Annotated in this window: 22 protein-coding genes and 1 pseudogene; 5 read left to right on the plus strand and 18 right to left on the minus strand. The window is 61.4% G+C overall.

Going from position 1 to position 25,721, the window contains the following annotated elements:
• Both AC2VLV_RS17345 and AC2VLV_RS17350 read right to left on the minus strand, forming a co-directional pair.
• Positions 1-352, minus strand: a 352-nt coding sequence (locus tag AC2VLV_RS17345) for an Hsp33 family molecular chaperone HslO (RefSeq protein WP_486991136.1), incomplete at its 3' end; no start/stop codon positions are given.
• A gap of 167 nt (positions 353-519) precedes the next feature.
• Positions 520-1,032: pseudogene (locus AC2VLV_RS17350) on the minus strand (gamma carbonic anhydrase family protein); the annotation flags it as partial.
• Between the two features lie 27 nt (positions 1,033-1,059).
• On the opposite strand from AC2VLV_RS17350, the gene aat reads away from it, so the two are divergent.
• Both aat and AC2VLV_RS17360 read left to right on the plus strand, forming a co-directional pair.
• Positions 1,060-1,803, plus strand: coding sequence for a leucyl/phenylalanyl-tRNA--protein transferase (aat, locus tag AC2VLV_RS17355; protein WP_486991137.1), 744 nt, complete (start codon positions 1,060-1,062; stop codon positions 1,801-1,803).
• Positions 1,800-2,555, plus strand: coding sequence for an arginyltransferase (locus tag AC2VLV_RS17360; RefSeq protein WP_486991138.1), 756 nt, complete (start codon positions 1,800-1,802; stop codon positions 2,553-2,555). The genes aat and AC2VLV_RS17360 overlap by 4 nt, the downstream gene beginning before the upstream one ends.
• 9 nt (positions 2,556-2,564) lie before the next feature.
• Here the strand turns inward: AC2VLV_RS17360 and AC2VLV_RS17365 are convergent, their stop codons facing one another.
• Positions 2,565-3,986, minus strand: coding sequence for a LutB/LldF family L-lactate oxidation iron-sulfur protein (locus AC2VLV_RS17365; RefSeq protein ID WP_486991139.1), 1,422 nt, complete (start codon positions 3,984-3,986; stop codon positions 2,565-2,567).
• A gap of 2 nt (positions 3,987-3,988) precedes the next feature.
• Positions 3,989-4,720, minus strand: a complete 732-nt coding sequence (locus AC2VLV_RS17370) for a (Fe-S)-binding protein (RefSeq protein WP_486991140.1) — start codon at positions 4,718-4,720, stop codon at positions 3,989-3,991.
• A gap of 128 nt (positions 4,721-4,848) precedes the next feature.
• Here AC2VLV_RS17370 and AC2VLV_RS17375 point away from each other — a divergent pair, with 128 nt between their 5' ends.
• On the plus strand, positions 4,849-5,655 hold the full coding sequence (locus AC2VLV_RS17375) for an IclR family transcriptional regulator (RefSeq protein ID WP_486991141.1): 807 nt from the start codon (positions 4,849-4,851) through the stop codon (positions 5,653-5,655).
• Between the two features lie 36 nt (positions 5,656-5,691).
• Here the strand turns inward: AC2VLV_RS17375 and pbpG are convergent, their stop codons facing one another.
• The 11 genes from pbpG to acuI form a co-directional block, all read right to left on the minus strand.
• On the minus strand, positions 5,692-7,125 hold the full coding sequence (pbpG, locus tag AC2VLV_RS17380; RefSeq protein WP_486991142.1) for a D-alanyl-D-alanine endopeptidase: 1,434 nt from the start codon (positions 7,123-7,125) through the stop codon (positions 5,692-5,694).
• 242 nt (positions 7,126-7,367) lie between these two features.
• Positions 7,368-9,107: a thiosulfohydrolase SoxB gene (soxB, locus tag AC2VLV_RS17385; RefSeq protein WP_486991143.1), complete on the minus strand. Its 1,740-nt coding sequence runs from the start codon at positions 9,105-9,107 to the stop codon at positions 7,368-7,370.
• A gap of 83 nt (positions 9,108-9,190) precedes the next feature.
• Positions 9,191-9,841 (minus strand): sulfur oxidation c-type cytochrome SoxX, encoded by a 651-nt coding sequence (gene soxX / locus AC2VLV_RS17390; RefSeq protein WP_486991144.1) that lies wholly within the window; start codon positions 9,839-9,841, stop codon positions 9,191-9,193.
• Positions 9,842-9,857: 16 nt separating this feature from the next.
• Entirely contained in the window at positions 9,858-10,760 is a 903-nt protein-coding gene (gene soxA / locus AC2VLV_RS17395) for a sulfur oxidation c-type cytochrome SoxA (RefSeq protein WP_486991145.1), read from the minus strand.
• 8 nt (positions 10,761-10,768) lie between these two features.
• Positions 10,769-11,080, minus strand: a complete 312-nt coding sequence (soxZ, locus tag AC2VLV_RS17400) for a thiosulfate oxidation carrier complex protein SoxZ (protein ID WP_486991146.1) — start codon at positions 11,078-11,080, stop codon at positions 10,769-10,771.
• Positions 11,081-11,171: 91 nt separating this feature from the next.
• Positions 11,172-11,645: a thiosulfate oxidation carrier protein SoxY gene (gene soxY, locus AC2VLV_RS17405; protein WP_486991147.1), complete on the minus strand. Its 474-nt coding sequence runs from the start codon at positions 11,643-11,645 to the stop codon at positions 11,172-11,174.
• 50 nt (positions 11,646-11,695) lie between these two features.
• On the minus strand, positions 11,696-12,820 hold the full coding sequence (locus AC2VLV_RS17410) for a c-type cytochrome (RefSeq protein WP_486991148.1): 1,125 nt from the start codon (positions 12,818-12,820) through the stop codon (positions 11,696-11,698).
• Positions 12,798-14,177, minus strand: coding sequence for a sulfite dehydrogenase (gene soxC / locus AC2VLV_RS17415; protein ID WP_486991149.1), 1,380 nt, complete (start codon positions 14,175-14,177; stop codon positions 12,798-12,800). Before soxC ends, AC2VLV_RS17410 begins: the two co-directional genes overlap by 23 nt.
• A gap of 12 nt (positions 14,178-14,189) precedes the next feature.
• Positions 14,190-14,588 carry an ArsR/SmtB family transcription factor gene (locus tag AC2VLV_RS17420; RefSeq protein ID WP_486991150.1) on the minus strand — a complete coding sequence of 133 codons (399 nt, stop codon included), beginning with the start codon at positions 14,586-14,588 and terminating at the stop codon, positions 14,190-14,192.
• Between the two features lie 83 nt (positions 14,589-14,671).
• A complete protein-coding gene (locus AC2VLV_RS17425) occupies positions 14,672-16,564 on the minus strand; it encodes a propionate--CoA ligase (protein WP_486991151.1) in 1,893 nt (630 codons plus the stop codon).
• Positions 16,565-16,656: 92 nt separating this feature from the next.
• Complete coding sequence (acuI, locus tag AC2VLV_RS17430; protein ID WP_486991152.1) at positions 16,657-17,634, minus strand: acrylyl-CoA reductase (NADPH); 978 nt, start codon at positions 17,632-17,634, stop codon at positions 16,657-16,659.
• A gap of 84 nt (positions 17,635-17,718) precedes the next feature.
• Here acuI and AC2VLV_RS17435 point away from each other — a divergent pair, with 84 nt between their 5' ends.
• The gene (locus tag AC2VLV_RS17435; RefSeq protein ID WP_486991153.1) at positions 17,719-18,384 is read left to right on the plus strand and encodes a C40 family peptidase; all 666 of its coding nucleotides are present in this window, start codon (positions 17,719-17,721) and stop codon (positions 18,382-18,384) included.
• A 57-nt stretch (positions 18,385-18,441) separates the two neighbouring features.
• On the opposite strand, the gene lpdA is transcribed toward AC2VLV_RS17435, so the two are convergent.
• The 3 genes from lpdA to aceE are packed head-to-tail and all read right to left on the minus strand — an operon-like array spanning position 18,442 to position 24,441.
• The gene (lpdA, locus tag AC2VLV_RS17440) at positions 18,442-20,271 is read right to left on the minus strand and encodes a dihydrolipoyl dehydrogenase (protein WP_486991154.1); all 1,830 of its coding nucleotides are present in this window, start codon (positions 20,269-20,271) and stop codon (positions 18,442-18,444) included.
• A gap of 13 nt (positions 20,272-20,284) precedes the next feature.
• The gene (gene aceF, locus AC2VLV_RS17445; RefSeq protein WP_486991155.1) at positions 20,285-21,682 is read right to left on the minus strand and encodes a dihydrolipoyllysine-residue acetyltransferase; all 1,398 of its coding nucleotides are present in this window, start codon (positions 21,680-21,682) and stop codon (positions 20,285-20,287) included.
• A gap of 38 nt (positions 21,683-21,720) precedes the next feature.
• Entirely contained in the window at positions 21,721-24,441 is a 2,721-nt protein-coding gene (gene aceE, locus AC2VLV_RS17450) for a pyruvate dehydrogenase (acetyl-transferring), homodimeric type (protein ID WP_486991156.1), read from the minus strand.
• Positions 24,442-24,685: 244 nt separating this feature from the next.
• Here aceE and AC2VLV_RS17455 point away from each other — a divergent pair.
• Positions 24,686-25,721 (plus strand): PDC sensor domain-containing protein (locus AC2VLV_RS17455; RefSeq protein WP_486991157.1); only part of this gene is annotated, 1,036 nt, incomplete at its 3' end.

Here is a 25,721-nt window from a genome sequence, read left to right on the forward strand (position 1 = left end):
AGCGCCCTTTGCCATCTGGGTTGACCAGCGACGCCAGGTCTTGGGGCAAGGCTGCAGCCTCCTGCAAGCCGTCGGCCATCTTGGCCGTTGCCCGCAAGCCGAAGTCGGGCTGACACTCGGCGACTGCGAGCTTCAGCGGGCCGTCGCCCTGAATCTGCAAAATCAAGGCGCCATCGAATTTCAGGCTGCCCGCCAGCAAGGCGCTGGCCGCCGCCATCTGCCCGACCAGTGCGGCGACCTCCTGCGGATAGGTGCGGCGCCTCTGCAACTCGGCCCAGGTGGACTCCAGACGGACGAGGACACCGCGCACATGACCCGTGCCCAGCATGAATTTGACGAGTTGATCGCTCATGAGCGCCCCCAGGGTCGGCTCGCCGACCCGCCCCCCGTGGGGGATGAGGCCCGCGGCTCCAAGCTGCCCTGCGGCAGCTTGGACGGAGTCGAATCCGAGCAGCTTGCAAGCTGCGAGGTGGGCAAGGAAACTTGGGACGGCCCTGCGTTTCCTTGAGAATGCATCAGTTGAAGTTCTTGGGCAAAGCGCTGGGCGCGCTCGGCGTAATGTTGGGTGTTGCGATGCATGGCATCGATAGCCTCGGGCGTGAGTTCGCGCGCCACGCGTGCGGGCGTGCCCAAAATCAGCACGCCATCGGGAAACACTTTTCCCTCGGTGACCAAGGCGCCGGCGCCCACCAGGCAATTGCGGCCGATCTCCGCACCATTCAAGACCACCGCGCCAATGCCGATCAGACTGCCCTCGCCGATGGTGCAGCCATGCAGCATGGCCTGATGGCCGATGGTGACACGCGGCCCTACGGTGAGCGGATAGCCGGGGTCGGTATGGAGCACCGAACCATCCTGCACATTCGATTCCTCTCCGATCTCGATGAGTTCGTTGTCACCGCGCAGCACGGCAGAAAACCACACGCTCGAACGCGGCAGCAGCCGCACCTTGCCCATGACCTGCGCGCCCGGCGCCACATAGGCATCGGCGGCGATCTCGGGGCGCCAGTCGGCGAATTGGTAAATTGGCATGATGGATCACTCCAGAAAAATCAGGCCATGAACTGGCAAATCCCCCGGCTTGAACCGGGCGATGACTTTCCGCCCGCATCACAGGCGCTCCCCGCATTGTCGCCGTTCCCCGGCCTGCTTGCTGCGGGCGGACAACTCGATGCCGACACTCTGGAGCGGGCCTACCGGCAGGGTATTTTCCCCTGGTTCAGCCCGGGTGAGCCGCTGCTGTGGTGGAGCACCGATCCGCGCATGGTGCTGCGGCCCGAGCAGTTGCATGTGACGCGCTCGCTGAAAAAATCGGCACGTCGGTTCGGTCGCAGCGCCGATTGGCATCTTCGGATCGACACCGCCTTCCCCCGCGTGATGCAGCAGTGCGGCGCGCAACGCGCCGACACCGGCACCTGGATCACCCCCGACATGCTCCAGGCCTACACCACCCTGCACGCGCGCGGCCTGGCTCACAGTTTCGAACTGTGGGAGGGCGATGTGCTACGCGCCGGTCTGTACGGCGTGTGCATTGGCCGCATGTTCTACGGCGAATCCATGTTCACCGAGGTGAGCGATGGCTCGAAAACCTTGCTGATGGCGCTGTGCGGATTTTGTCTGCGCCACCGCATCGATCTGATCGATTGCCAGCAGCAAACCGATTATCTGGCGCAGATGGGCGCTGCGCCGATCGCGCGCGATGCGTTTCTGCGCCATGTGGCGGAAACCACAAGGCAATCCGCCGTACCGGGCTGGCAGTATGATGATTCGACCTTTCTCACCGACTGCGCGCGCTGGCTGTGACCCATCCCAAAGAACTTCCACTCACGACCCTGCAGTTCTACGCCACGGCAAGTTACCCGTGCAGTTATTTGCCGGGCCGCATGGCGCGCTCGCAGGTGGCCACGCCCAGCCATCTGATCAACGCCGATGTCTACTCCGATCTGGTGCGCGCCGGCTTTCGTCGCAGCGGCCTGTTCACCTACCGCCCGCAGTGCGAAGACTGCCAAGCCTGCCTGCCCATCCGCGTGCTGGCGGCGCAGTTTTCGCCCAACCGCGCGCAGCAAAGAGTCTGGAAGCGGCATGGCGATCTCTCGGTGCGTGTGCTCAAGCTCGGCTTCATCCCCGAGCACTATCAGCTTTACTTGCGCTATCAGGCCGCGCGCCACACCGGGGGCGGCATGGACCACGACAGCATCGACCAGTACGCCCAATTTCTGCTGCAAAGCCGGGTGAATACCCGGCTGGTCGAGTTTCGAGCCCCCGCGGAGGCTGGCGCAGAGCTTGGCGCCCTCAAGATGGTCTCGGTGGTCGACGTGCTGTCCGACGGCCTTTCCGCGGTGTACACCTTCTTTGAAACGGCGGACGCCGGCACCAGCTACGGCACTTACAACATCCTCTGGCAGATCGAGCAGGCGCGCTCCATGCAGTTGCCGCATGTGTATCTGGGCTACTGGATCGCGCACAGCCGCAAGATGGCCTACAAATCCAATTTCACGCCGTTTGAAATCTACCGCGACGGCGGCTGGTTCAACCCGCTGTCCGCAAGCGTTTAACCTCCGCCGTCACCCCGCCGTTTTGCCCTTGGCGCGCTGCGCGAACTGCTGCTTGAAGGTTGCCTGCGACGGCACGGGCAGATCGCGGTAAGCCGTCCACCCCGAGGCGCCTGGCAGGTTTTGCACGCGCCTGCGCTCTCCCCCCATAAGCCGCAAGACCCTTGATGCCAGCCGCACCCCCGGCCGGTACAGCCACGGATGCCGCGCGGCATAGCCCCACAGCCTCAAGGCCCAGCGCTCCATGCCCGGGCGCATTTCGCGCTCGAATTGCTGTTCGCGCATTTTGCGCAGCAGATCAGGCAGCGGGATTTTCATCGGGCACACGACCTGACATTGCCCGCACAACGTGGCAGCCTGCGGCAAATCCTGCGTGCTTTCAAGCCCCTGGTAACTCGGCGTCAGCACCGACCCCATCGGCCCCGGATACACCCAGCCGTAGGCGTGCCCGCCGATTTTCTGATAGACGGGGCAATGATTCATACAGGCGCCGCAGCGTATGCAGCGCAACATCTCGGCAAACGCACCGCCCACCAGACTGGTGCGTCCGCCATCGAGCAGCACCACATACATATGCTCCGGGCCGTCACGGTCGCCCTCGCGCTTCGGGCCGGTGAGCACGGAGAAGTAGTTGCTGATCGTCTGCCCCGTCGCCGAACGGGGCAGCAGGCGCATCACCGCAGCCAAGTCTTCTAGCGTGGGCAGCACCTTCTCCACCCCCGTCACCGCCACATGCACCCGCGGCAGGATGGTGCACATGCCCTCATTGCCCTCATTGGTGACCAGGGCGACAGAGCCGGTTTCAGCCACCACGAAATTGCCCCCGGTAATGCCCATATCGGCCGACAGAAACTTCGCCCGCAGCACCTCGCGGGCCTCGCGGGTCATCTCGGGGATGTCGGTCTTGCGCGGCGTGTGGTGCGTGCGAGCGAACAGATCGGCGATCTCCTCCTTGTCTTTGTGCACCACGGGCGCAATGATGTGCGAAGGGGGCTCGTTGCCGTTGATCTGCAGGATGTACTCGCCCAGATCGGTCTCCGTCACCTGCACGGCTGCGGCTTCCAGTGCCGCGTTCAAGCCCATCTCTTCCGACACCATCGACTTCGACTTGATGGCCTGCTTGCAATCGTGCTTTCGGGCGATCTGCACCACCAGATCGGCGGCTTCCTGCGGGGTTTGCGCCCAGAGCACCGTGGTGCCGCGGCGCTGCGCCTCGGCTTCGAATCGCTCCAGCCAGACATCGAGCGTCTTCAGTGCCACGTTGCGACGATTCACCGCCGCATCGCGAATCTGCTCGAACCCGTCCAGCGCGGCAATAGCCGCGGCCCGGCCGGTCACAAACTTGGTCGAGAGTTTTTTCAGGTTTTGCTGCAAACGCTGATCGGCCAGCTTCTGGCCGGCGCGCGCCTTGAAATGCAGAGTCTGTGATTCCATGATCAGCGCTTTCCACTCAGCACTTCAGCGATATGAAGCACCTGAGTTGTGTTGTCTCCCTGCCGCCGCAGCCGTCCTTCGATTTGCATCATGCAGCCCAGATCGCCCAGCACCACGGCACGCGCCTTGGTCGCCTGAATATTGGCGCACTTGTCGTCGGCAATGGCGGCGGAAATATTGCCGTACTTCACCGCGAAGGTGCCCCCAAAGCCGCAGCACTGCTCGCATTGCTCCATTTCGCACAGACTGAGTCCGGGCACGAGCGACAGCAGTTGGCGGGGCTGTTGCTTTATGCCCAATTCGCGCAAGCCCGAACAGGAATCGTGATAGGTCACCTCGCCCTCAAATTCGCCGGGCACCTCAGTCAGATTGGCCACGCGCACCAGAAAGTCGGCGAGTTCAAACAGGCGTGGCTGTAAGGCGGCGAAACGACGCAGCAGATCAGGCTGGTCTTTGAGCACATCGGGATAGTGCGTCTTGATCGTGCCCATGCAGGAGCCGGACGGGGCGACCACATAGTCGAACGACTCGAATTCGTCGAGAAACTTTTCCGCCAGCGCCAGAGTCGTGCGGTGATCGCCCGAGTTGTAGGCGGGTTGCCCGCAACAGGTCTGCGCCATGGGCACATGCACCTCGAAATGCGCCGCTTCCAGCAACTCGGCAGCCGCCATCGGAATGCTCGGCCGCATGACATCGGCCAGACAGGTAATGAAGAGACCCACGCGTTTTTTCATGCCCGCATTATCAGTCGGCTGACTGGCGACTGGCTGACGAGCCGCGCTGGCTGAACTGCGAAACGAACTGCAAGACCTCGCGTTTTTCCGATATACAAAAGCCGGTTCCAGCATATAAAATTTTTGCGATGCAGCATTCTTCTGTTTCCCGCAAATCCGAACCGCTGGCAGCACCCACCGAACCCACCATCCAGGTGCTCGGGCGGGCCTTTGCGCTGCTGGACGTTCTGGCGCAAAACCCCGATCCGATGCAGCTCAAGGACATCGGCGCCGCAACCGGCCTGCACCCATCCACGGCTCACCGCATCCTCAACGACCTGGTCGTTGGTCACATGGTCGAGCGAGTTGAAGCCGGCACCTACCGCCTGGGCATGCGGCTGCTCGAATATGGCAATCTGGTCAAGGCGCGTCTGAGCGTGCGCGACGCAGCGCTCGGCCCCATGCGTGAACTTCACCGACTGACCCATCAACCGGTCAACCTGAGCGTGCGGCAAGGCGACGAAATCGTCTATATCGAACGCACCTACAGCGAACATTCCGGCATGCAAGTCATCCGCTCCGTGGGCGGGCGGGCGCCCCTGCATCTGACCTCGGTCGGCAAGCTCTTTCTGGCAGCCGATGAGGTGACCCGCGTCAAGGCTTACAGCCTGCGCACCGGCCTGGCCGGGCAGACGCGCAACAGCATCACCAACCCCCAATTGCTTGAGCGCGAATTGAGCAAAGTACGCCACGACGGATTTGCGCGCGACAACGAAGAACTCGAACTCGGAGTGCGCTGCATGGCGGCCGGTATTTACGACGACAGCGGCGATCTGGTAGCCGGTCTGTCGCTCTCGGCACCGGCCGACCGGCTGATGGAAGACTGGCTGGAGAAGGTGCAGCTTACGGCGCAGCGCATTTCAGCCGCGCTCGGCTACAAGGGTACGCGGCGCTGAATCGGCGGCTGCGCTCTGAAAAGCGCTGCGAAGAACTCACTCGCCAAGGTTGGCGGATGGCGTCTTTTCCACAAAGGCCGTCCGCACCAAGGCTGCGGCGTTTTCTGGCGCTCGGGCAGGCAACGCCCCCGTACGGGCGATCGGGTCATGCAAGGCGTCGAAGCCCTTGGCCTCCAGCCAGGTACGGATGCGCTGGGCATCGCCAAAATGCGAATACTTGCCCCACGCGTCGAGCAGCACCACAATCACCCGGCGCCCTTCAAACTTGGTCTGCAGCACCAGGCAATGACCTGCTTCGTTGATGTAACCGGTTTTCTGTAGCAGGATGTCCCACCCGCGGTTAAACACCAAATGATCGGTATTTCGAAATTGCAGCGTGCGCGGACCTACATCCACCTCGCTCTCTGGATGGGTGGAGAACTCGCGGATCAGGGGATAGTGATACGCCGCCTTGACCAGCAGCGCGAGATCGTGTGCGGTCGATTCGTTCTGCGGCGACAGGCCGGTCGGCTCCACGTACCGCGTGGTATTCATGCCCAAAGAGCGCGCCTTGGCATTCATCGCAGGAATGAAGGCCGCCAAGCCCCCGGGATAGTTGCGCGCCAAAGCATGCGCCGCCCGGTTTTCAGAGGACATCAGGGCCAGCTTGAGCAGTTCTTCCCGTGTGAGTTTCGTCCCGGGGCGCAGGCGCGAGGAGCTCCACTTCAGCGTGTCGATATCGGCATCGGTGATTTCGATAACCTGATCCATCGGCTGATGCGCATCGAGAATCACCGCGGCAGTCATCAACTTGGTGAGTGAGGCAATCGGGCGCGCGGTATCGGCGTTCTTGCTCAAAAGCACTCGATCCGTTCCCTCGTCAACGACCAAAGCGGAACCTGAACGCAAACTCAGCGGGTCATCGTTCGCTGCCGTGGATGTCGGCGAGACCTGTAATTCATCCGTCGCGCGCACCACAGACGAGGCCGCCCCGGTCATCAGGGCCGTTTTCAAAACGAGCGCATCCGGACGACGCTTCTCAGCGGCAATCCGCGTGGCTGGCAATTGACCTGTCCGCGTCTCCTTGTTGCGCACAGTCACGGCGATACGTTTTGAAGTTGTGCCCTGACGCATCTTGGCCACAATCGGCCGGGCGCTGGGGCGCGCACGCTTATCCACCGCAACCCTCCGAGCCTCTCGCTTTTTCGCCGTGACTTTCCTGACCGGCGCAGCCTTCGCCTCGGTTTTGCCGCGATTCTTAGAAAGACCGGCTGAACGCGCTTGATGAGTCGACCGTGCCGCTGGTTTCTTGGCGACCGGCTTCTTCTTGGCAATCTGCTTCTGAGCGGTAGGTCGTTTGGTCGTCTCTTTGCTAATCGCCGCAAAAGCGGGCGTCGCGATCAAGGATAGGGCGAACAACGCCGTCAGAAGAATGCCCGGCCAGTACAACAGAGCGCCCCCAAACCTCCCATTCAGGGTCAGCCATCCCATGTGAGTGAGAAACCCTTGGGAAGGCCCATCGTGCTTCTCAGGAGAGTGAAAAAAGGGAGACTGCATGTTGACCGCAAGGCAAGATGAAAATAATGTGACTAGCCTATCAAAGGCTGCAATAACAAGCAAGATCAAAAACTTGGCTTGTGTTTCTCAAGTAGCGACTAAACGCAGGGTGCTCGCAGCCAAAGCAAACGGCCCGCTGCGTCGAGCGGGCCGTTTATATGCTGCAATCAGCGGGTTCAGAACATCTTGTTGTAGTTCGCAAGGCCCGGATTGCCCTTCACACCGATGAGCTTGGGCTCATTCACCTTCAGAGGTTTGATGACCTTATGGTGCTTGAGATACTCTTCGACGATATCCCAGATCGGCGGGTTTTCCGGCGTGGCGCTGGCCTGCTGAACCGGCGCCCATCCAGCGACCTTGTAGGTCTTCTTCGGGTCGATTGGCTTGCCACCCAGACGCATGTCCTGAATGCGGTTGCCCATTTTTTCCTTCGGCGCGCAGCTGTACTCCAACGCGCCCAGACGCACCATGTCACCGCCCTGCTGGTAGTAGGGATCCGGGTTGAACAGGTTGTCACAGACGTCTTCCATCACGTTCTTGACCGTCTCGCCCGTCATCTCGGACAGCGTGCAGTACGGATAGGTGATCGCCAGCTGCGTCATCATGTCCTCGCGGGTGATGGGCGCGCCGGCCAGCAGGCTGCCGCCCCAGCGGAAACCAGGCGAAAACGCGAGATCGCCGCCACGAACGGCCAGCATCGCATCGACCACCAGTTGATCCCACGTGCCGTTGAAATTGCCGCGGCGATACAGCAAACCTTCGGTGTGCGCCAGCACTTCGGTCAGTTTGCTTTCGTACGGCGCGCGCATCTTGGTGATCAAGGCCTCCATTTCAGCATCGGCCGGCAGCAACTCGGAGAACACCGGCAGAAGCTTGTACTTGTAGCCCACCATCTTGCCACCGCGAACATCGAAGTCCATCACGCCCATGAACTTGCCGTGAGAGCCGGCGTTGGTCACCAGGGTCATACCGCCAGAAGGACGGCGGATTTCCACCGCGACGGCTTCGCCATCATGGGTGTGTCCACCGAAGATGCAGTCGATACCCTCCACCAGGCTGGCCATCTTGCGGTCGACGTCCATACCGTTGTGAGAGATCACCACAACCAGTTGGGCGCCCTTCTGCTTCACTTCCTTGACCACTTTCTGCATGTGGTCGGTATCAATACCAAAAGTCCAGTCGGGGATCAGATAGCCCGGGTTGGCGATCGGCGTGTAGGGGAAAGCCTGCCCGATGATGGCGACCTGCACGCCATTCATCTGCTTCATCACATAGTTCGGAAAGACCGGGTCGCCGAAGTCGGCCGTCTTCACGTTCTGGGCGACAAAGTCGATCTTCCCCTTGAAATCATTGTTGACGATCTCTTTGACGCGGTCTTGGCCGTAGGTGAATTCCCAGTGCGCCGTCATCACGTCCACACCCAGTTTCAACTGAGCGTCGACCATGTCCTGCCCCTTGGTCCACAGCGACAGCGCCGTGCCTTGCCAGGTATCGCCACCGTCAAGCAGCAGAGCGCCAGGGCGCGAAGCCTTTAACTGCTTGACCAGGGTCGCGATATGAGCATAGCCGCCCATCTTTCCGTACTGTTTGGCCGCACGCTCGAAATCGAGATAAGTGAAACCATAAGACTCACGGGTATTCGGCTTGAAGCCGACCCGCTTCAAATAATTCGTGCCCACGAGGTGGGGCAGGTGCCCTTGCATTCCGGCAATACCGATATTCACATTCGGCTCACGGAAATAAACGGGACGCAAATGCGCGTGACTATCCGTCATGTGCAGAAAATGCACATTGCCGCTCTTGGGCGGGTTATATAGGCTTTTGACTTCCGCAGCAGTTGCCTCTCGGGTCATGGGAAAACCAGTGGCCGCAGCAGCTGCCAATACACCCATAAATTCACGACGGGTCAGGCTCATTCAAATATCCTCATCAAAAAAATAAAAAGCCCGCCAAATCAATAGCGATCAGGCGGGCGCCACTCAAATTAATCTACTTATTATTAGTTTGCGTTGACGGGAGACTTCGGATCCATCAGAAGCGCCATCACGTCCTTCATCTGCTGCTCGGTCAGAATGTGGTGCGCACCAAATGAAGGCATCCAACTACAGGCATTGTAAGCGGCTGAGTCATACAGGCGACCCCAAGTGTATTTCAGGATGGCCTCGCTATTGCCGCGAAGTTTTCCGTAGTCGACCAGTGATGGACCGATATTGCCTTGTGAAGGATCATTCTTGACCATTTCATGGCAGGCCAAGCAATTTCCGCCGCTGGGTTTTTCAGGGTTATCACTCCACTGCATACCCTTGCCGTCCTTAGCAATCTTCAGACCGGCCTTCCAGTCGCCGAGGAATTTACCATCCTTCGGATAAACAATACCTGCCATTGCTTCAGATTCCAGTTTCTTACTGACATCCGCAGGAACCGGCTGGCGGAGATACTCGTATTTCGAGCACTCATACTGTTGTTTGGTTTGAACCAGACGGTCTAGTTTGGCTTGACCCTTGGGGGCAAAGTCATTTTTCAGAATGCTCTGAAAGGAGGCCGTTGCAAACGGGTTGCCCCCCTCAGAGGCGGATTGATTCATGCCTGCGCAGCCGCCAAGAACTCCGGCCGCTGCCGTCATGAGTACGAACAAAGTGGTTCTTTTCATGTTGTCTCCTCAGGTCTCAGCGCTTGAACGAAGGCGTGTGCAGGGTCGCGCCATTCGAATTCACACCCATGTAGGTAATCAGGTCGATGACCGCATTCGAAGTCATCTTGGGCATGGGAAAGCGTTGCTGACGGAAGCAAGCCAGCATGCGCCATTCAAGCGTGCGGGCTACGCCTTGAGAGTTGGGGTAAGCAGGCCAAGTCGCGTAAGACACTGCAGCGCCCTTGGGCCCTGTGTCAACGAGATCAGGCAATGCGGAGATTTTGATGCGCTTATCCTTCTCGGAGTGGCAGGTGGCACAGGAAAAGCTGAAGGGCCCGCCACGATAGAAGAACAGCTTTTTACCATTTTCATACGCCAGTTTTTCTTCCGGCGTGTTTTGCGGAATGGCGATCTTCATGTTGTCCGACTCATGGGCAACGTACATTGCCATGTTGACCAGCGGAGTGGCATTGCCGCTTTCCTTGGCAAAAGCATCATGTTCAGCTTGCTGCTCGGTAAAGCCTTGAAGGGTTTCCATGCAGGTAACCAGGCGGGACTCCAGATCCTGCACCTTGCCGGTGTCGGCAAAGTAGCGCGGAAGCTGGGCATACGCACCCTTCAGCACTCCGGGGCCAAGGCCCAGATTGCATTGTTCCATCGAGGCTTTCTTTGGGCCGCGTTTTTCGGTCCAAAGTTTTTTGCCATCATCAATATTGAAATCAGCGGGGTTACCGCCCATTTCATTCATCAGGGCTAGATATTGATTGCCCTCTGTGGTCAGTGAGGCCGCGTTTGCCTGTGCGGCAAATCCTCCGACCCACAGCATGGCGGGTAGCGCAACCCCGGCCAAGATGGCCGTCTTTTTTGTACGGTTTCTCATAGTCTCCTCGCAGCGGTGAATAAACCAGAATGCGCGAAGCCGTTCGGCTTCGCGCATGAGATGCATCAAGACACCGTGGTGTCTGCAGTGGACGTATCGCCCTTGTTATCGATCCAGGACACGGTGATCTTGTCGCCGGATTTGCCACCCTTGAAGCGGAACTCCAGGAACGGGTTTTTGGAGATGGCCGTACCCCAGTCGCAGGTCAGCACGGTCTTGTCCCCATTTTTGCAGGTGACGGACTGGATGAAATGGGCGGGAATGATCTGGCCAGCTTTGTCTTTCAGCAGGCCGGTTTCTTCGGGGTGGGTCATCAGAACGCGAACGACCACAGCGTCGCCTTCGACGTTCGCCCGCATACGCATCGGAAATGCCATCGTATTACTCCTTAAATAGGTGTGTTGCTGGGATCAGCAAAAATTCAAAACGGTGTAAATGGATCGAGTTGCCTCAGGTTGCCGCGGGCAATTAGCCGCCGCAGCCACCCAGCGTGACCTTGATCTCTTTTTTGCTGAACAGCAGTTTGTCGCCGACCTTGGCCACGGCATAGACGTTGGAGGTCTGCGCCATCTTGACGCGGGTGGCCACGTTAGGCACTGAAGCGTCGGTCATGTTGAACATGCCGGCGAGAACCGTCGGGTTCTTTTCGATCACGATACCCAGGGCGGTGGTACCGGCCGCATTGCTCTTCACGCCCACGGGCACCACAGCGCCGTTTTCGGCGATGTCCGGACCGATGATGCTGACATCGGTGCTTTCGGTGGGCGTTCCACCCCAGATCTTGGCCGCGTCGGCAAACGACTTGGCTTCGAACAGGGGAGCATTCCAGCCCGGAGCGTCAGCGGCCAGGGCAACATTGGGCATGAGACCCGCGGTTGCAGCAACGCCCAGGGCGGCTGCGCCTGCACCGATCTGCATGACCTGGCGACGAGTTTGATTCATCAGTCTTCTCCTTAAAGTGAACAGGACAGTACCTGTATCTTGATAACGTATTACTGCTTCGCGCCGTCGACAATCCACTGCGCAATCATCTTGGCATCGCCTTCGCTGATGGTTTGCGGCGGCATGGGAATGGAACCCCAAACACCTGTACCGCCCTTGATGATGCGTGTGGTCAACTCGGCGACCATGTCTTTTTTGCCGCCATACTTGCCAGCGACTTCCTTGTAACCCGGACCAACCAGTTTGGTGTCACCCAAGCTGTGGCAGGCCAGACAGGACTTGTCTTTCAAAAGAGCAACCACCTTGGCGTCAGGATTGCTGGCCGCAGCGGCTTTTTCCTTGGCTTTCTTTTCCTGCTCTGCCGCTGATTCAGTCACCATGCCGCGGATCGGACCCCAGGTGCGGTACTGATCAGCGAGGTTGCCGTTGTTGTTCAGCGCAAACTCAGGAATGAAGCTGGTTATTTTGGGAGCTGGAGCGCAGTTTTTCATGCAATCCGTGTTGTGGGTATCCGGGATACCCCCATTCCCGATCTCTTTGCCGGGCCACATGCCGTGGTTCCAGATCATGCCATTGCGGTTGGGCAGCATGTCCTGAACTTGTTGCACGTTGTCGCGGGTCAACACGAAGTTGCCGGGCACCACGTTGGCCAGATTCATCAGGTAGGCCACCAGCGCGTAAGTGTCGTCCCAGGTCAGCGAGCCCGGCTCGTTCCACGGCATGGCGCGGTGGATGTAGTCGAACAGCGTTGAAAGGGTGGACAGCTTCTCAATGGTGGTTGCGCCGTCATTGGTATTCGCCAACTTGGCGACACGCCCCGTCTTGATGTCCTGCTTGGTGGCCTGATAGGCGCCAACCAAAGGCGGGAACACGGCGTTGGAATCGGCAAAGTCACCGTGGCACGAGGCGCACTTGGCCTCCCACAGCTTGCTGCCGGTTGCCACGCTGCCTTGACCGACCGGCAGACCGTCGAAATCGGGGCGAACGTCGATGTTCCAGGCCTTGATTTCATCGGGCGTTGCCGCACGACCCAGAGTGGAGTCGAGCTTCAGATCCTTTGCGGGAACTTGGGGATGGACGGGCATGCCCGCCGCCGAGGCCACCGAGGCGCCGCCGACAAACATTCCACCCAGAATGACCGCCAGCGCGGCTTTACGAATTCGCGAGTTGGACATTGCGAACATCTCCATTTTCTTCAACTTGCCAGGTTTGGATTGCGTTGTTGTGATAGACGGACCGTGTACCGCGCACTTTGCGCAGTTCTTCGTAGGTGGGCTGCACCATACCGGTTTCGTCAATCGCGCGACTTTGCATGAAGGCGACCTGCCCCTTCCAAATCCAAGGCACATTGAATCGGGTGAATGCCTTGCTCTGGATCGGCCCTTCAAGACGCGCGGGCTGCCAGTTCACGCCGCCGTCGAACGAGACGTCGACACGCTTGATTTTGCCGCGGCCCGACCAAGCCAGACCCGAGACGTTGTAGAGCCCTTTGTCCATCAACACCTGACCGCCGGACGGCGAGGTGATCACCGACTTGACTTCCATGACCGAGGTGTATTGGCGCAGACGGCCATCGGGCATCAGATCGACGTAGCCCACGGTTTCGTCCTTGGTGGCGAACGGCTGGGTGCCGAGCTTGATGCGGCGCAGGTACTTGATGTTGGAAACGCCTTCGACCCCCGGCACCACCAGACGCAGCGGGTAGCCGTTTTCCGGACGGAGCATTTCACCGTTTTGACCATAGGCCACCAGCACTTCGCCCGAAAGCACGAGCGACATCGGGATGGTGCGGTTTTCGGTCGAACCGTCGGCGCCTTCGGCCATGATGAAGCGAACGCCCTTGAGGTCGGCACCGCAGTCTTCGAGGATGTCGATGAGCGGCACGCCGGTGAACTCGGAGCAGGACACCATGCCGTGCGTGTACTGCACGGTCGGCAGCGCCACATTGCCCCATTCCATCGCGGAGTTGGCGCCGCATTCGATGAAGTGGAAGCGCGACACCGGCTGCATGCGCATGATGTCGCCCACGGTATAGACCTTGGGCTTCTTGATGAGATTCTTCTCACCCATCACCATGAAGCGGAAGTCTTCCGGGTTGATGTCATACCAGCCCTGGTGCGAGCGGTTGAAGTGCAGACCGGCCGGCGTGACGATACCAAACATGCCCTGCAGCGGCGCAAAGGCCACGTTGGCCTGATTCACCGCAGCCAGCCCCGGGCTGATGCGACGCACCAAGTCCTTTTCGTACTTGGACGGCATGCCGTAGGGCGGCTCGTTCACCGGAGCGCCCAGAGTGGTGCGCCACTCCTGCTCTTTCAGGATGAACTTGCTGCCTTTGTCACCCTCCCAGTCCTTGCGATCGGCTGCGTAGACGTTCGCTGCGCCGCCAGCGGCCATGGTGGCACTGGCCGTCAGAAACGCTTTACGCAAAAAGTCGCGGCGACCTCCCTGAACCTGGGCGATCTGCTCAGCGCTCAGGAAGTTTTCCGGTGCTTTACGCAGCCGGCCTAGCTTTTTTGTGTAGTCACTCATCCTCTTTCTCGCTTAGTAGGCACGTCGGGCCAGGCGATCCGTCTGCGAAACCGATTCAGGATCGTCGAGCTCGATGGCAATTTGAGTACACACGGTCCGGCACAACTGCACTGCCTTCTCGCTCTGCACACGGTAATAAACCAGATTACCGACGCGGCGCTTGGCGACCACACCGGCTTGATACAACACCTTGAGATGCTGGGACACGTTGGGCTGGGTCGAATCGACCGAGTCCATGATTTCTGTCACGCTTTTTTCGCCTGTACAGATGGAATTGAGGATGCGCAAGCGCAGGGGGGTGGCGAGGACGCCGAAGAGCTCGGCGGCGGAATCGAACACCCGCTCCGCGTCGACCGAGAGATCATCTGCGGGCGACGTCACCAGTTCCGGGAGCGTGTCAGTTTGTGGCATATGAATTTGCTTATAAGCAAGCACTGATATTTTTCAAACCCTGACCGGGCTTGTCCACCCTTGGCGGCTAGGAGTTTCCCTAGTCAGGTACGCGCAATTGCATCAGGAATTTGCTGCAGGGCAAGCGGGTCTTCCAGTGTAGTGAGGTCGCCGGGGTCACGGCCTTCGCAAATCGCCTGGATCGCACGGCGCAACATTTTGCCTGATCGGGTCTTGGGCAGGGCCGTCACCAGGCAGATGCGCTGGGGTCGGGCGACGGCGCCGAGTTGGGCATCGACATGGGCGGCGATGGAGGTCTGCTGGGCCTGCGCAGTCACCTTGTCCTGCCCCGGACGCAGAACCACGAAGGCCCAGGCGGCTTGCCCTTTGAGTGCGTCCTGCACGCCCACGACGGCCACCTCGGCCACTGCGGGATGCGCGCTGATGCTCTCTTCGATTTCGCGCGTGCCGAGCCGGTGGCCGGCCACATTGATGACATCATCGGTGCGACCGAGGATGTAGAGATAGCCGTCGGCATCCTGACGGCCCCAGTCGAAGGTGGAATACACCTGCCGGTTCGGGTATGTACTCCAGTAGGTATGAACAAAACGGGCGTCGTCGCCCCAGATGGTTTGCAAACAACCGGGCGGCAGCGGCCAGTCGATCGCCACCACGCCTTTTTCGCCGGGAGCGACCGGCTCGCCGTCTGTTTCGTTGCGAAGGCGTACCTTGTAACCCGGCATGGAAACGCCGGGGGAGCCCATGCGCGAAGCCACATCGGCAAATCCCAGCGGAGTTGCCAGAATGGGCCAGCCGGTTTCGGTTTGCCAATAGTTGTCGATCACCGGCTTGTCTAGCGATTCGGCGGCCCAGCGGCCGGTGGGCTCGTCCAGCGGCTCGCCCGCGAGAAAAATGGCGCGCAGACTCGACAGATCGTGCCGGTGCAACAGCGCGGGGTCATGGCGCTTGAGCACGCGCATGGCGGTTGGGGCGGAGAACAGCTGATTGACGCGATACTGCTCGACGATGCGCCAGAACACAGCGGCATCCGGACGGATGGGGGTGCCCTCGTACAGAATGGTGGTCATGCCGGTGAGCAAGGGCGCGTACACGATGTAGCTATGCCCCACGACCCAGCCGATATCGCTCGTACTGAAAAACGTCTCCCCGGGCTGGCCGCCGAAAATCACGCGCATGGACAGGTGCAGCGCCACGGCATACCCCCCGGTGTCGCGCTGCACTCCCTTGGGTTTACCCGTCGTGCCCGAGGTGTAGAGGATGTAGCTTGGATGGGTGGAATCGACCCAGACGCAGGGCACTTCCGCCCGGGCGTGCCGGGTGCGCAAATCGGCGTAGGAAACATCGCGCCGCGCCTGCCGGGCCCAATCCGCCAGCCCGCGATCAACCACGATGACCTGCTCGGGCGGATGCTGCGACAGACGCAGCGCTTCGTCGAGCAAGGGCTTGTAGGGCACGACCTTGCCCGCGCGCGATCCAGCGTCGGCGCTGACGATGACTTTGGGTTGCGCATCATCGATACGCGCCGCAAGGCTCACCGAAGCGAACCCGCCGAACACCACAGAATGCACCGCACCCAGACGCACGCAGGCCAGCATGGCGAACACCGCTTCGGGAATCATCGGCATATAGATCAGCACCCGGTCGCCCTGGGTGACGCCCAGGCTCTGCAAACTGGCCGCCATGATCTGCACTTCGCGGTGCAGCTCGGCGTAGCTGTAACTCACCTCCTGCCCCGTTTCGGTGGACACATACACCAGCGCGGCTTGCCCGGCGCGCTCGGGCAGATGACGGTCGACCGCGTTGTGACAGAGGTTGGTCAAGCCCCCCGAAAACCAGGTGGAGAATGGCGGCTTGCTGCGGTCGAGCACACTGTTCCACGACCTTTTCCAATCGATGGCCTGCGCCTGTTCGGCCCAGAATGCTTCGGGTGAATCGACGCTGCGGCGATAAAAATCGGCGTAAGACGCATCAAACATCGCACTGTCTCCTGTCTTGTATGAATGCGGCCCAGCCTAGGAATGGGCGCTGACGCCGAACTGACTCATCGATGAGTCGACGGGTACCGCGATCAAATCTTCACCACAAGCCGCCCCCGCACTTTGCCGTCGAGCAATTCTTGAGCTGCGGCTTGAGCCTGGTCGAGCGGTATGTCGTGGGCGATCTGGTCGAGCATCGGCGCATCGATCAGATCGGCCAGCTTCTGCCAGGCTTTGCACCGAGCCGACTGCGGCTGCATCACGCTGTCGATTCCCGCCAGCGTCACGCCCCGCAGAATGAAGGGCGCCACCGTGGTCGGGAAATCCATGCCTCCCGCCAGTCCGCACGCGGCCACCACGCCGCCCCAGCGGGTTTGCGCGCAGGCGTTGGCCAGGGTGTGGCTGCCCACCGTATCCACCACCGCCGCCCAGCGCTCTTTCTGCAACGGTTTGCCGGGCGACGAAAGCGTATTGCGGTCGATCACTTCAGCGGCCCCGAGCGCGCGCAAATAGGCTTCCTCCTGCAACTTGCCGGTTGACGCCACAACCGTCCAGCCCATTTTGGCCAGCAGCGCCACGGCCACGCTGCCCACGCCACCGCTCGCCCCCGTCACCAGCACGCTGCCCTGCGCGGGTACGGCGCCATGCCGCTCGATCGCCAGCACGCACAGCGCCGCGGTATAACCGGCCGTACCCAGCGCCATGGCCTGTCGCGCAGTGAAGGCCTTGGGCAGCCGGATCAACCAGTCTCCATTGAGCCGCGCTCGCTGGCTCAGGCAACCCCAATGCGTTTCGCCCACGCCCCAGCCGTTGAGCACCCAGCGGTCGCCAGGCTGCCAGTCGGCATGCGTGCTTTCAAGCACCGTGCCCGCGCCGTCGATGCCCGGCACCATGGGCCAGCGCCGCACGACCGGACCGCGGTTGGTCAGCGCCAGCGCATCTTTGTAGTTCAGGGTGGAGTATTCCACCGCGACGGTCACGTCTCCCGCAGGGAGTTCTTGGTCTGGCCATGCCGCCAGCGTGGCACTGAAGCCCTGATCGGTCTGATTGAGTTTCCAGGCAGTGAACATCGTGTTTTCCCGTTGAGGCGGCAGTGCCTCTTGCACTGCACAATGATTGACACATTCAAACGATCTATCTAAATTCACGCGCTTATGCGTGTCAACCCCTTGTTCGCCCAGATTGCCTTGGCCTGCTGCCTGCTTGGACCGTGCGGCAGCGCCTCAGTCTGGGCCGACCCGCTTGTGCTGCCCCAGATCGACCCGGCCCAGCCCTCTGAAAAAGCGGTGCAAGACGTGCAAAACGCCCAGCGCGACGACGCATCACTGCGCCAGTGGCTGACTCAAAACGGCTTTGTGCATCAGGTTTCCACGCGTGCTTCCGACCTGGTGGTCAATGCGCTGAGCTTTCTGGGCGTGAAATATCGCTACGGCGGCGACTCGGCGCGCAGCGGCTTCGATTGCTCGGGTTTTGTGCGCTACGTCTATCAAGAGACATTGGGTACGGTGCTGCCCCACAACGCAGCGCAACAGGCGCGCGAAGGCGAAAAGATTCCGGAAAGCCAGCTCAAACCCGGCGATCTGGTGTTTTTCAACACCCTGCGCCGAGCCTTTTCGCATGTGGGTATTTACATCGGAGACGGTCAGTTCATTCATGCCCCGCGATCGGGCCAGACCGTGCGCGTGGAAAGCCTCGATTCGCCTTACTGGGCCAAGCGCTTCGACGGCGCGCGCCGCATCATGACGAGCCAGCAGACCGAAGTCGCGCAAGACGACCCCGGCAGCAGTCCGAGCGACACGGCGGCACTGGCGGGGCAATAAGCGAGTTCGGCATTCATTGCCGATCTCGCTGATAAAAAACGGGCCAAGGCCCGTTTTTTATCGCCGTGGCGGCGGCAGATCGGTGCAGCTACCCTCTGCCACCTCAGCCGCCAGACCCACGGATTCGCCCAGTGTGGGATGCGGGTGGATGGTGCGGCCGATGTCCACCGCGTCCGCCCCCATCTCGATCGCCAGGGCGATTTCGCTGATGAGGTCGCCCGCGTGGGTGCCGACAATACCGCCGCCGACGATGCGATGTGTGGCCTTGTCGAACAACAGCTTGGTGAAACCTTCGTCACGCCCGTTGGCGATGGCCCGACCGGAAGCCGTCCACGGAAACAGCCCCTTGGTCACGGCGACGCCTTGGGCCTTGGCCGCCTCTTCGGTCAAGCCAACCCAGGCGATCTCCGGATCGGTATAGGCCACGCTGGGAATCACCCGCGCGTCGAAGGCCGCCTTGGACAGCGCGTCGTCGCCCTTGAGTTCGCCCGCGCAGACCTCGGCGGCGATATGGCCCTCGTGCACCGCCTTGTGCGCCAGCATAGGCTGGCCGACGATGTCGCCAATGGCATGGATGTGCGGCACGTTGGTGCGCAACTGCGCATCCACCGGAATGAATCCGCGCTCGTTCACCGCCACACCCGCCTTGTCGGCCGCGATCTTGCGGCCATTGGGTGAGCGGCCCACGGCTTGCAGCACCAGGTCGTAGCGCTGCGGCTCGGTAGGAGCGCCTTCGCCTTCAAACGTCACCCAGATGCCGTCGGGCTTGGCTTGGGCGGCCACCGTCTTGGTCTTGAGCATCATGCGGTCGAAGCGCTTGGCGTTGAGCTTCTGCCAGATCTTCACCAGATCGCGGTCGGCGCCGGGCATGAGACCGTCGAGCATTTCCACCACATCCAGGCGCGCGCCCAGCGTGGAATACACCGTGCCCATCTCCAGCCCGATGATGCCGCCACCGACGATGAGCATATTTTTCGGCGCCTGCTCCAGGGTGAGCGCACCGGTGGAATCGACGATGCGCGGGTCATCGGGCAGGAAGGGCAGGCGCACAGCCTGCGAACCTGCGGCGATGATGGCGCGTTTGAAGCCCACAGTCTGCGAGGCACCGGTCTTGTTCTGGCCCTCGCCCTCGGTGAGTTCGACCTGCACATGGTGCGCATCGATGAACGCACCATAGCCGCGCACTACCGTGACCTTGCGCATTTTCGCCATGGCCGCCAGACCGCCAGTGAGTTTGCCCACCACCTTGGCCTTGTGCGCCGCCAGCTTGGCGCGATCGACCTTGGGCGCGCCGAATTCCACGCCGAGGTCGGCGAAATGCGCCGCTTCGTCCATGACGGCGGCCACATGCAGCAACGCCTTGCTGGGTATGCAGCCGACGTTGAGGCACACGCCCCCCAAAGCGGCGTAACGCTCGACCAGCACCACCTTCAGGCCCAGATCGGCGGCGCGAAATGCGGCAGAATACCCCCCGGGGCCAGCACCGAGCACCAGCACGTCGCACTCCACATCGACCTTGCCAGAGAACGCGTCGGCGGCCTGCGGCGCAGGTGAGGTTTGTTGCACAGCGCTTGTCGGCGCGGCAGCAGGCGCTGGCGGCGCAGTTGTTGTCGCGGCTGTAGTCGCGGCTGTGGCGCTGGCCTGCGCAGCAGCAGCCTCCAGCTCCAGCAAGACGGTGCCCTCGTTCACCTTGTCGCCCAGCTTCACGCGCAGAGCCTTCACCAAGCCGGCAGCGCTGCTGGGAATTTCCATGCTGGCCTTGTCACTTTCCACCGTGACCAGCGACTGATCGACTGCAATCGTGTCCCCGGCCTTCACCAGAACCTCGATCACTTCCACATCCTTGAAGTCCCCGATATCAGGGACCTTAACTTCGATGATGGCCATGTCGCGCTCCTGGTCAGATCAGCACACGCCGCAGGTCGGCGAGCAACTCGCCGAGCACGGTGGTGAAGCGCGCAGCCATCGCCCCGTCGATGACGCGATGGTCGTACGACAGAGACAGCGGCAACATCAGCCTGGGTTGAAAAGCTGTGCCGTCCCAGACCGGTTTGATCTGCGATTTGGACAGCCCCAATATGGCCACTTCCGGCGCATTGATGATGGGCGTGAAGGCCGTGCCGCCCACACCGCCCAGGCTGGAAATGGTGAAGGTCGCGCCCTGCATGTCTGAAGGCTTGAGCTTGCCTTCGCGCGCCGTCGCAGCCAGCTCGCCCATTTCCTTGGCGATTTGCGCTAGGCCCTTCTTGTCCACATCCTTGAGCACGGGCACGACCAGGCCTTGCGGCGTATCGGCCGCGAAACCAAGGTGGATGTAGTCCTTCAGAATGAGGTTCTCGCCGCTTTCATCGAGCGAACTGTTGAATGCGGGCATCTGCTTGAGCACCGTCACGCAGGCTTTCATCACAAAGGCGAGCATGGTGAGCTTCACGCCTTGCTTGGCCATGCGTTCGTTGCTGCTCTTGCGGAATTCCTCCAGCTCGGTGATGTCAGCCTCGTCGAACTGGGTGACGTGCGGAATCATCGCCCAGTTGCGTGCCAGATTGGGGCCCGAGAGTTTTTTGATGCGCGACAGCGGCTGGCTGCTGACCGGGCCGAACTTGGCAAAGTCCACCTTGGGCCAGGGCAACAGATTGAGGCCGCCTAGTACGCCACCCAATGTGCCACCCTTGCCCGCCGCCACACCGGCCGACAATGCCGCCTGGGTGACGGCCTGCCCGGACATCACAGCTTTGACAAAGGCCTGCACATCGTCTGCGGTGATGCGCGCCTTCACCCCGCTGCCCTTCACCTCGGCCAGCGGAACGCCCAACTCGCGCGCCAGCTTGCGCACGCTCGGCGAAGCGTGCGGCAACTGCGCTGCGGATGCCGCAGGCTCGTGCACCGGCAGCGTGGCGGTAGGCGGCGTGTGCTGGCGCGGCTCGGACGCAAAGCCGACGCCGACCGCTGCGGGCGGCACGGCATGCGGCGGGACGTGTGGCGCAGCGGCTTCGGCCGGGGCTGCTGCGGGTGTGGGCTGAGGTTCCTGCGCAGCCTCAGGCGCGGGCACTACCTCAGCGCCATCGGCCTCTAAATCGAGCAGGACCACACCCTCGTTCACATTGTCGCCCAGCTTCACGCGCAGCGCCTTCACTACGCCGGCCGTGCTGCTGGGAATTTCCATACTGGCCTTGTCACTCTCCACCGTGACCAGCGATTGATCAACCGCGATCTTGTCTCCGGCCTTGACCAGAACCTCGATCACTTCCACATCCTTGAAGTCCCCGATATCGGGAACCTTGACCTCGACGACGGCCATATTGCGTGTCTCCTGTTGTGTGTGCGTTCGGCGGTCGTTCAGGCGTAGAGCGAGAACACCTTCTCCGTGTCGATGCCGTACTTGGCAATGGCCTCGGCCAGCTTGGCCGCAGGCAACGCGCCCTCATCGACCAGACCGCGCAGCGCAGCCAGCACGATGTAGTGGCGATCGACCTCGAAGTGGCGGCGCAGCTCGGTGCGGGTATCCGAGCGGCCGAAGCCGTCGGTGCCGAGCACCCGGTAGTTGCGCCCCTTGGGCAGGAAGAGGCGGATTTGTTCGGCGAACAGGCGCACATAGTCGGTGCTGGCCACCACCGGGCCTGCGTGCTTGTCGAGCTGCTGGGTGACGAAGGGCACGCGCGGCTTGTCGGCGGGGTGCAGCAGGTTCCAGCGTTCGGCGGCCTTGCCGTCACGCGCCAGTTCGTTGAAGCTCGGGCAGCTCCACACATCGGCGGCAACGCCCCAGTCACTTTCCAGCAGTTCCTGCGCTGCCAGACTCTCGCGCAGGATGGAGCCGGAGCCGAGCAACTGCACGCGCTGCTTGACCTTGGCCTTACCCGGCTTGCACAGGTACATGCCCTTGAGAATCTGCTCTTCGGTGCCCAGCTGCAGCCCGGGTTGGGCGTAGTTTTCGTTGAGCAGGGTCAGGTAATAGAACACGTCTTCCTGATTCTCGACCATGCGCTTGAGACCCGCATGCAGGATGACGGCCACCTCGTGGGCGAAGGTCGGGTCGTAGCTGATGCAGTTGGGCACGTTGGCCGCCATGACCTGGCTGTGGCCGTCTTCGTGCTGCAGGCCTTCGCCGTTGAGCGTGGTGCGCCCGGAAGTGCCGCCCAACAGGAAACCACGCGCCAGCATGTCGCCCGCGGCCCAGATCAGGTCGCCGATGCGCTGGAAGCCGAACATCGAATAGAAAATGTAGAACGGAATGGTGATGCGGTTGCTGTGCGAGTAGCTGGTGGCCGAGGCGATCCACGAGCACATGCCGCCCGCTTCGTTGATGCCTTCCTGCAGGATCTGGCCCTGTTTGTCTTCGCGGTAATACATCACCTCGCCGCGATCGACCGGGGTGTATTTCTGCCCTTCAGGCGCGTAGATGCCGATCTGGCGGTACAGCCCTTCCATGCCGAAGGTACGGGTTTCGTCCACCAGAATGGGCACGGCGCGCGGACCCAGCGTCTTGTCGCGCAGCAACTGGTTCAGGCAGCGCACATAGGCCTGGGTGGTGGAGATTTCGCGACCCTCGGCCGTGGCCTCCAGCATGGGCTGGAAAATCTCTTTCAGATCGGGCACGGGCAGATGTTCGTCGGCCTTCTCGCGGCGCTGCGGCAGCGGGCCGCCCAGGGCCTTGCGGCGCTCCATCAGGTACTTCATTTCCGGCGTGTCGTCGGCCGGCTTGAAGAACGGCAGCTTGGGCAGTTCGCTGTCGGGCACCGGGATGTTGAAGCGATCGCGGAACTCGCGGATGTCTTCATCGGTGAGCTTTTTGACCTGGTGCGCCACATTGCGCGCCTCGGCCGCGCGGCCCATGCCGTAGCCCTTGATGGTCTTGACCAGCAGCACCGTGGGGCCGCCCTGATGGTTGGCCGCGGCGTGGAAGGCGGCATAGACTTTTTGCGGATCGTGGCCGCCGCGGTTCAGGCGCCAGATGTCCTCGTCGCTCATGTGCTCGACCATCTTGAGCAGGCGCGGGTCGCGGCCGAAGAAATGCTTGCGCACGAAGGCGCCGTCATTGGCCTTCATCGCCTGATAGTCGCCGTCGAGCACATCCATCATCACCTGACGCAGGATGCCGTCTTTGTCGCGCGCCAGCAGCGGGTCCCAGTAGGAGCCCCAGACGAGTTTGATGACGTTCCAACCCGAGCCGCGGAACTCGCCTTCGAGTTCCTGGATGATCTTGCCGTTGCCGCGCACCGGGCCGTCGAGGCGCTGCAGGTTGCAGTTGATGACGAACACCAGGTTGTCGAGCTTTTCGCGCGCCGCCAGCCCCACGGCGCCGAGCGCCTCGGGTTCGTCCATTTCGCCGTCGCCGCAGAAAGCCCAGACCTTGCGCTTGGAGGTATCGGCAATGCCACGGGCGTGCAGGTACTTGAGATAGCGCGCCTGGTAGATCGCCATGATCGGCCCCAGCCCCATGCTCACCGTGGAGAACTGCCAGAAATTCGGCATCAACTTGGGATGGGGGTAGCTCGACAGCCCTTTGCCGCCGACTTCCTGGCGGAAATGCAGGAGTTGCTCTTCCGTCAACCGCCCTTCCATATAGGCGCGGGCGTAGATGCCCGGCGCGCTATGGCCCTGAAAGTAAATCAGATCGCCGCCGTGCTCGGCCGTGGGCGCATGCCAGAAATGGTTGAAGCCGGTGCCATACATGGTGGCCAGCGACGCGAACGAGGCCATGTGCCCGCCCAGATCGCCCCCATCGGCCGGATGCAGACGGTTCGCGTGCACCACCATCGCCATGGCGTTCCAGCGCATGTAGGCGCGCAGCCGCTCTTCGATCTCGACATTGCCCGGACTGCGCACCTCGTCGTCGGTGGCAATGGTGTTGACGTAGGCGGTGTTGGCCGAGAAAGGCACGTCCACGCCGTTCTGCCGCGCTTCGGCGATCAGCGATTCGAGGACGAAGTGCGCCCGCTGCGGGCCTTCGGCGGCAATCAGCGCGTCCAGCGCGTCCAGCCACTCTCGGGTTTCCTGTGGATCGGCATCTCCCGCGGCGGCGGAAAGTGAGCTGGGTTGCATTTCGGGTAAGGCAGCCATCATGTTCTCCTCATGAATTTGTGGCGCAGTATCGCAAACTATTTTTCAAATCACAAGATTTGATTTCGTATTGTGAAATTAAAGGCGCGGTTTTGCCCGATTTTTTTCGCCCATCTGCCTCGTTTGAAGATCGAACTGCGTCAACGCAAAATCTGCTGGCTCAACTCAACTATCGGGCTGTTCTGAACAAAACGTAGGGCCGCCGTTTGGGGGCTCTCCATTCCAGACACTCTAGACTGCTCCTGTGAATCCTTCAAAGCACGTTCCTACTTTCCGCCGCCGCAGTTGGACGCAGCGCCTCGGGCTGTTGCGCGCGCGCGCTCTGCTGCGACGCATGCAGTCCGACCGTGTGCTGCTGGTGCTGCCTCTTGTCGTCTTCATTCTGTTTCTGGCCGCCATGGCCGCGCTGGTGAGCTATTCGCAGCAGGCCGACCTGCAACGCGACAAAGACAATTTGCAGCGCGATAGCGAATGGGCGCAGCAGCGCATCAGCCTCGACCTCACCCTCGCGCAGGACCAAGTGCAGGCCATCGCCAACAACCTCTCCCTGCATGAGGACCGACCCGGGCCGTTCGACGTGCAGGCGCTGCGCCTGCTGCGGCGCTATCCGCAGTTGTTTCTCGTGTACTACGCGCATCCCGATGGCACCGTGGTGTTCAAAAAGGGCAACCCCAACCTCGCCACCGAACAGATCGCCACCCTGGTAGGCAAGACCCTCAAGCGTGCCAACAGCCAGCAACTCATGCAGCAGGCACTGGTCAGCCAGCGCACCGCGTACTCAACACCGTTCAAGAGCGCCGACAACGGCTGGCTGCTCGAAACCGCCACGCCCGTGATGCGCAACGACCAGCTCGCTGGCGTGGTGGGCGTGGTGTACTCCGTCGACGGCATCTTGCGCAACTCGGTGCCGGAAGACCTCAATGCCAGCTATGCCGTTTCGCTGCTCGGCCCCGACAACCAGTTGCTCGACAGCGCTTCAAGCCAACCCATACGCGACAAGGCGCTGCAGTACCGCGCGCCCCTGCCCCCGTTCGAGCCCGGGCTGGTTCTGCAGGTCAGCAGCTATCGAAGCAGCCCGAGCTGGACCACCAAGGGGCTGTACTGGAGCGTGTTCCTGCTGTCGGCGCTCACCCTGTGGACGCTATTGACGAGCTGGAACCAGCTGCGCCAGCGCCTGAGCGCCCAGGAGGCGCTCACCCGAGAAACCGCCTTTCGCCGCGCCATCGAAAACTCGCTTTCCACCGGCATGCAGGCGGTGGACATGCAAGGTCGCATTCAAT

It is taken from the genome of Thiomonas sp. TH-17 (genome assembly GCF_057473305.1).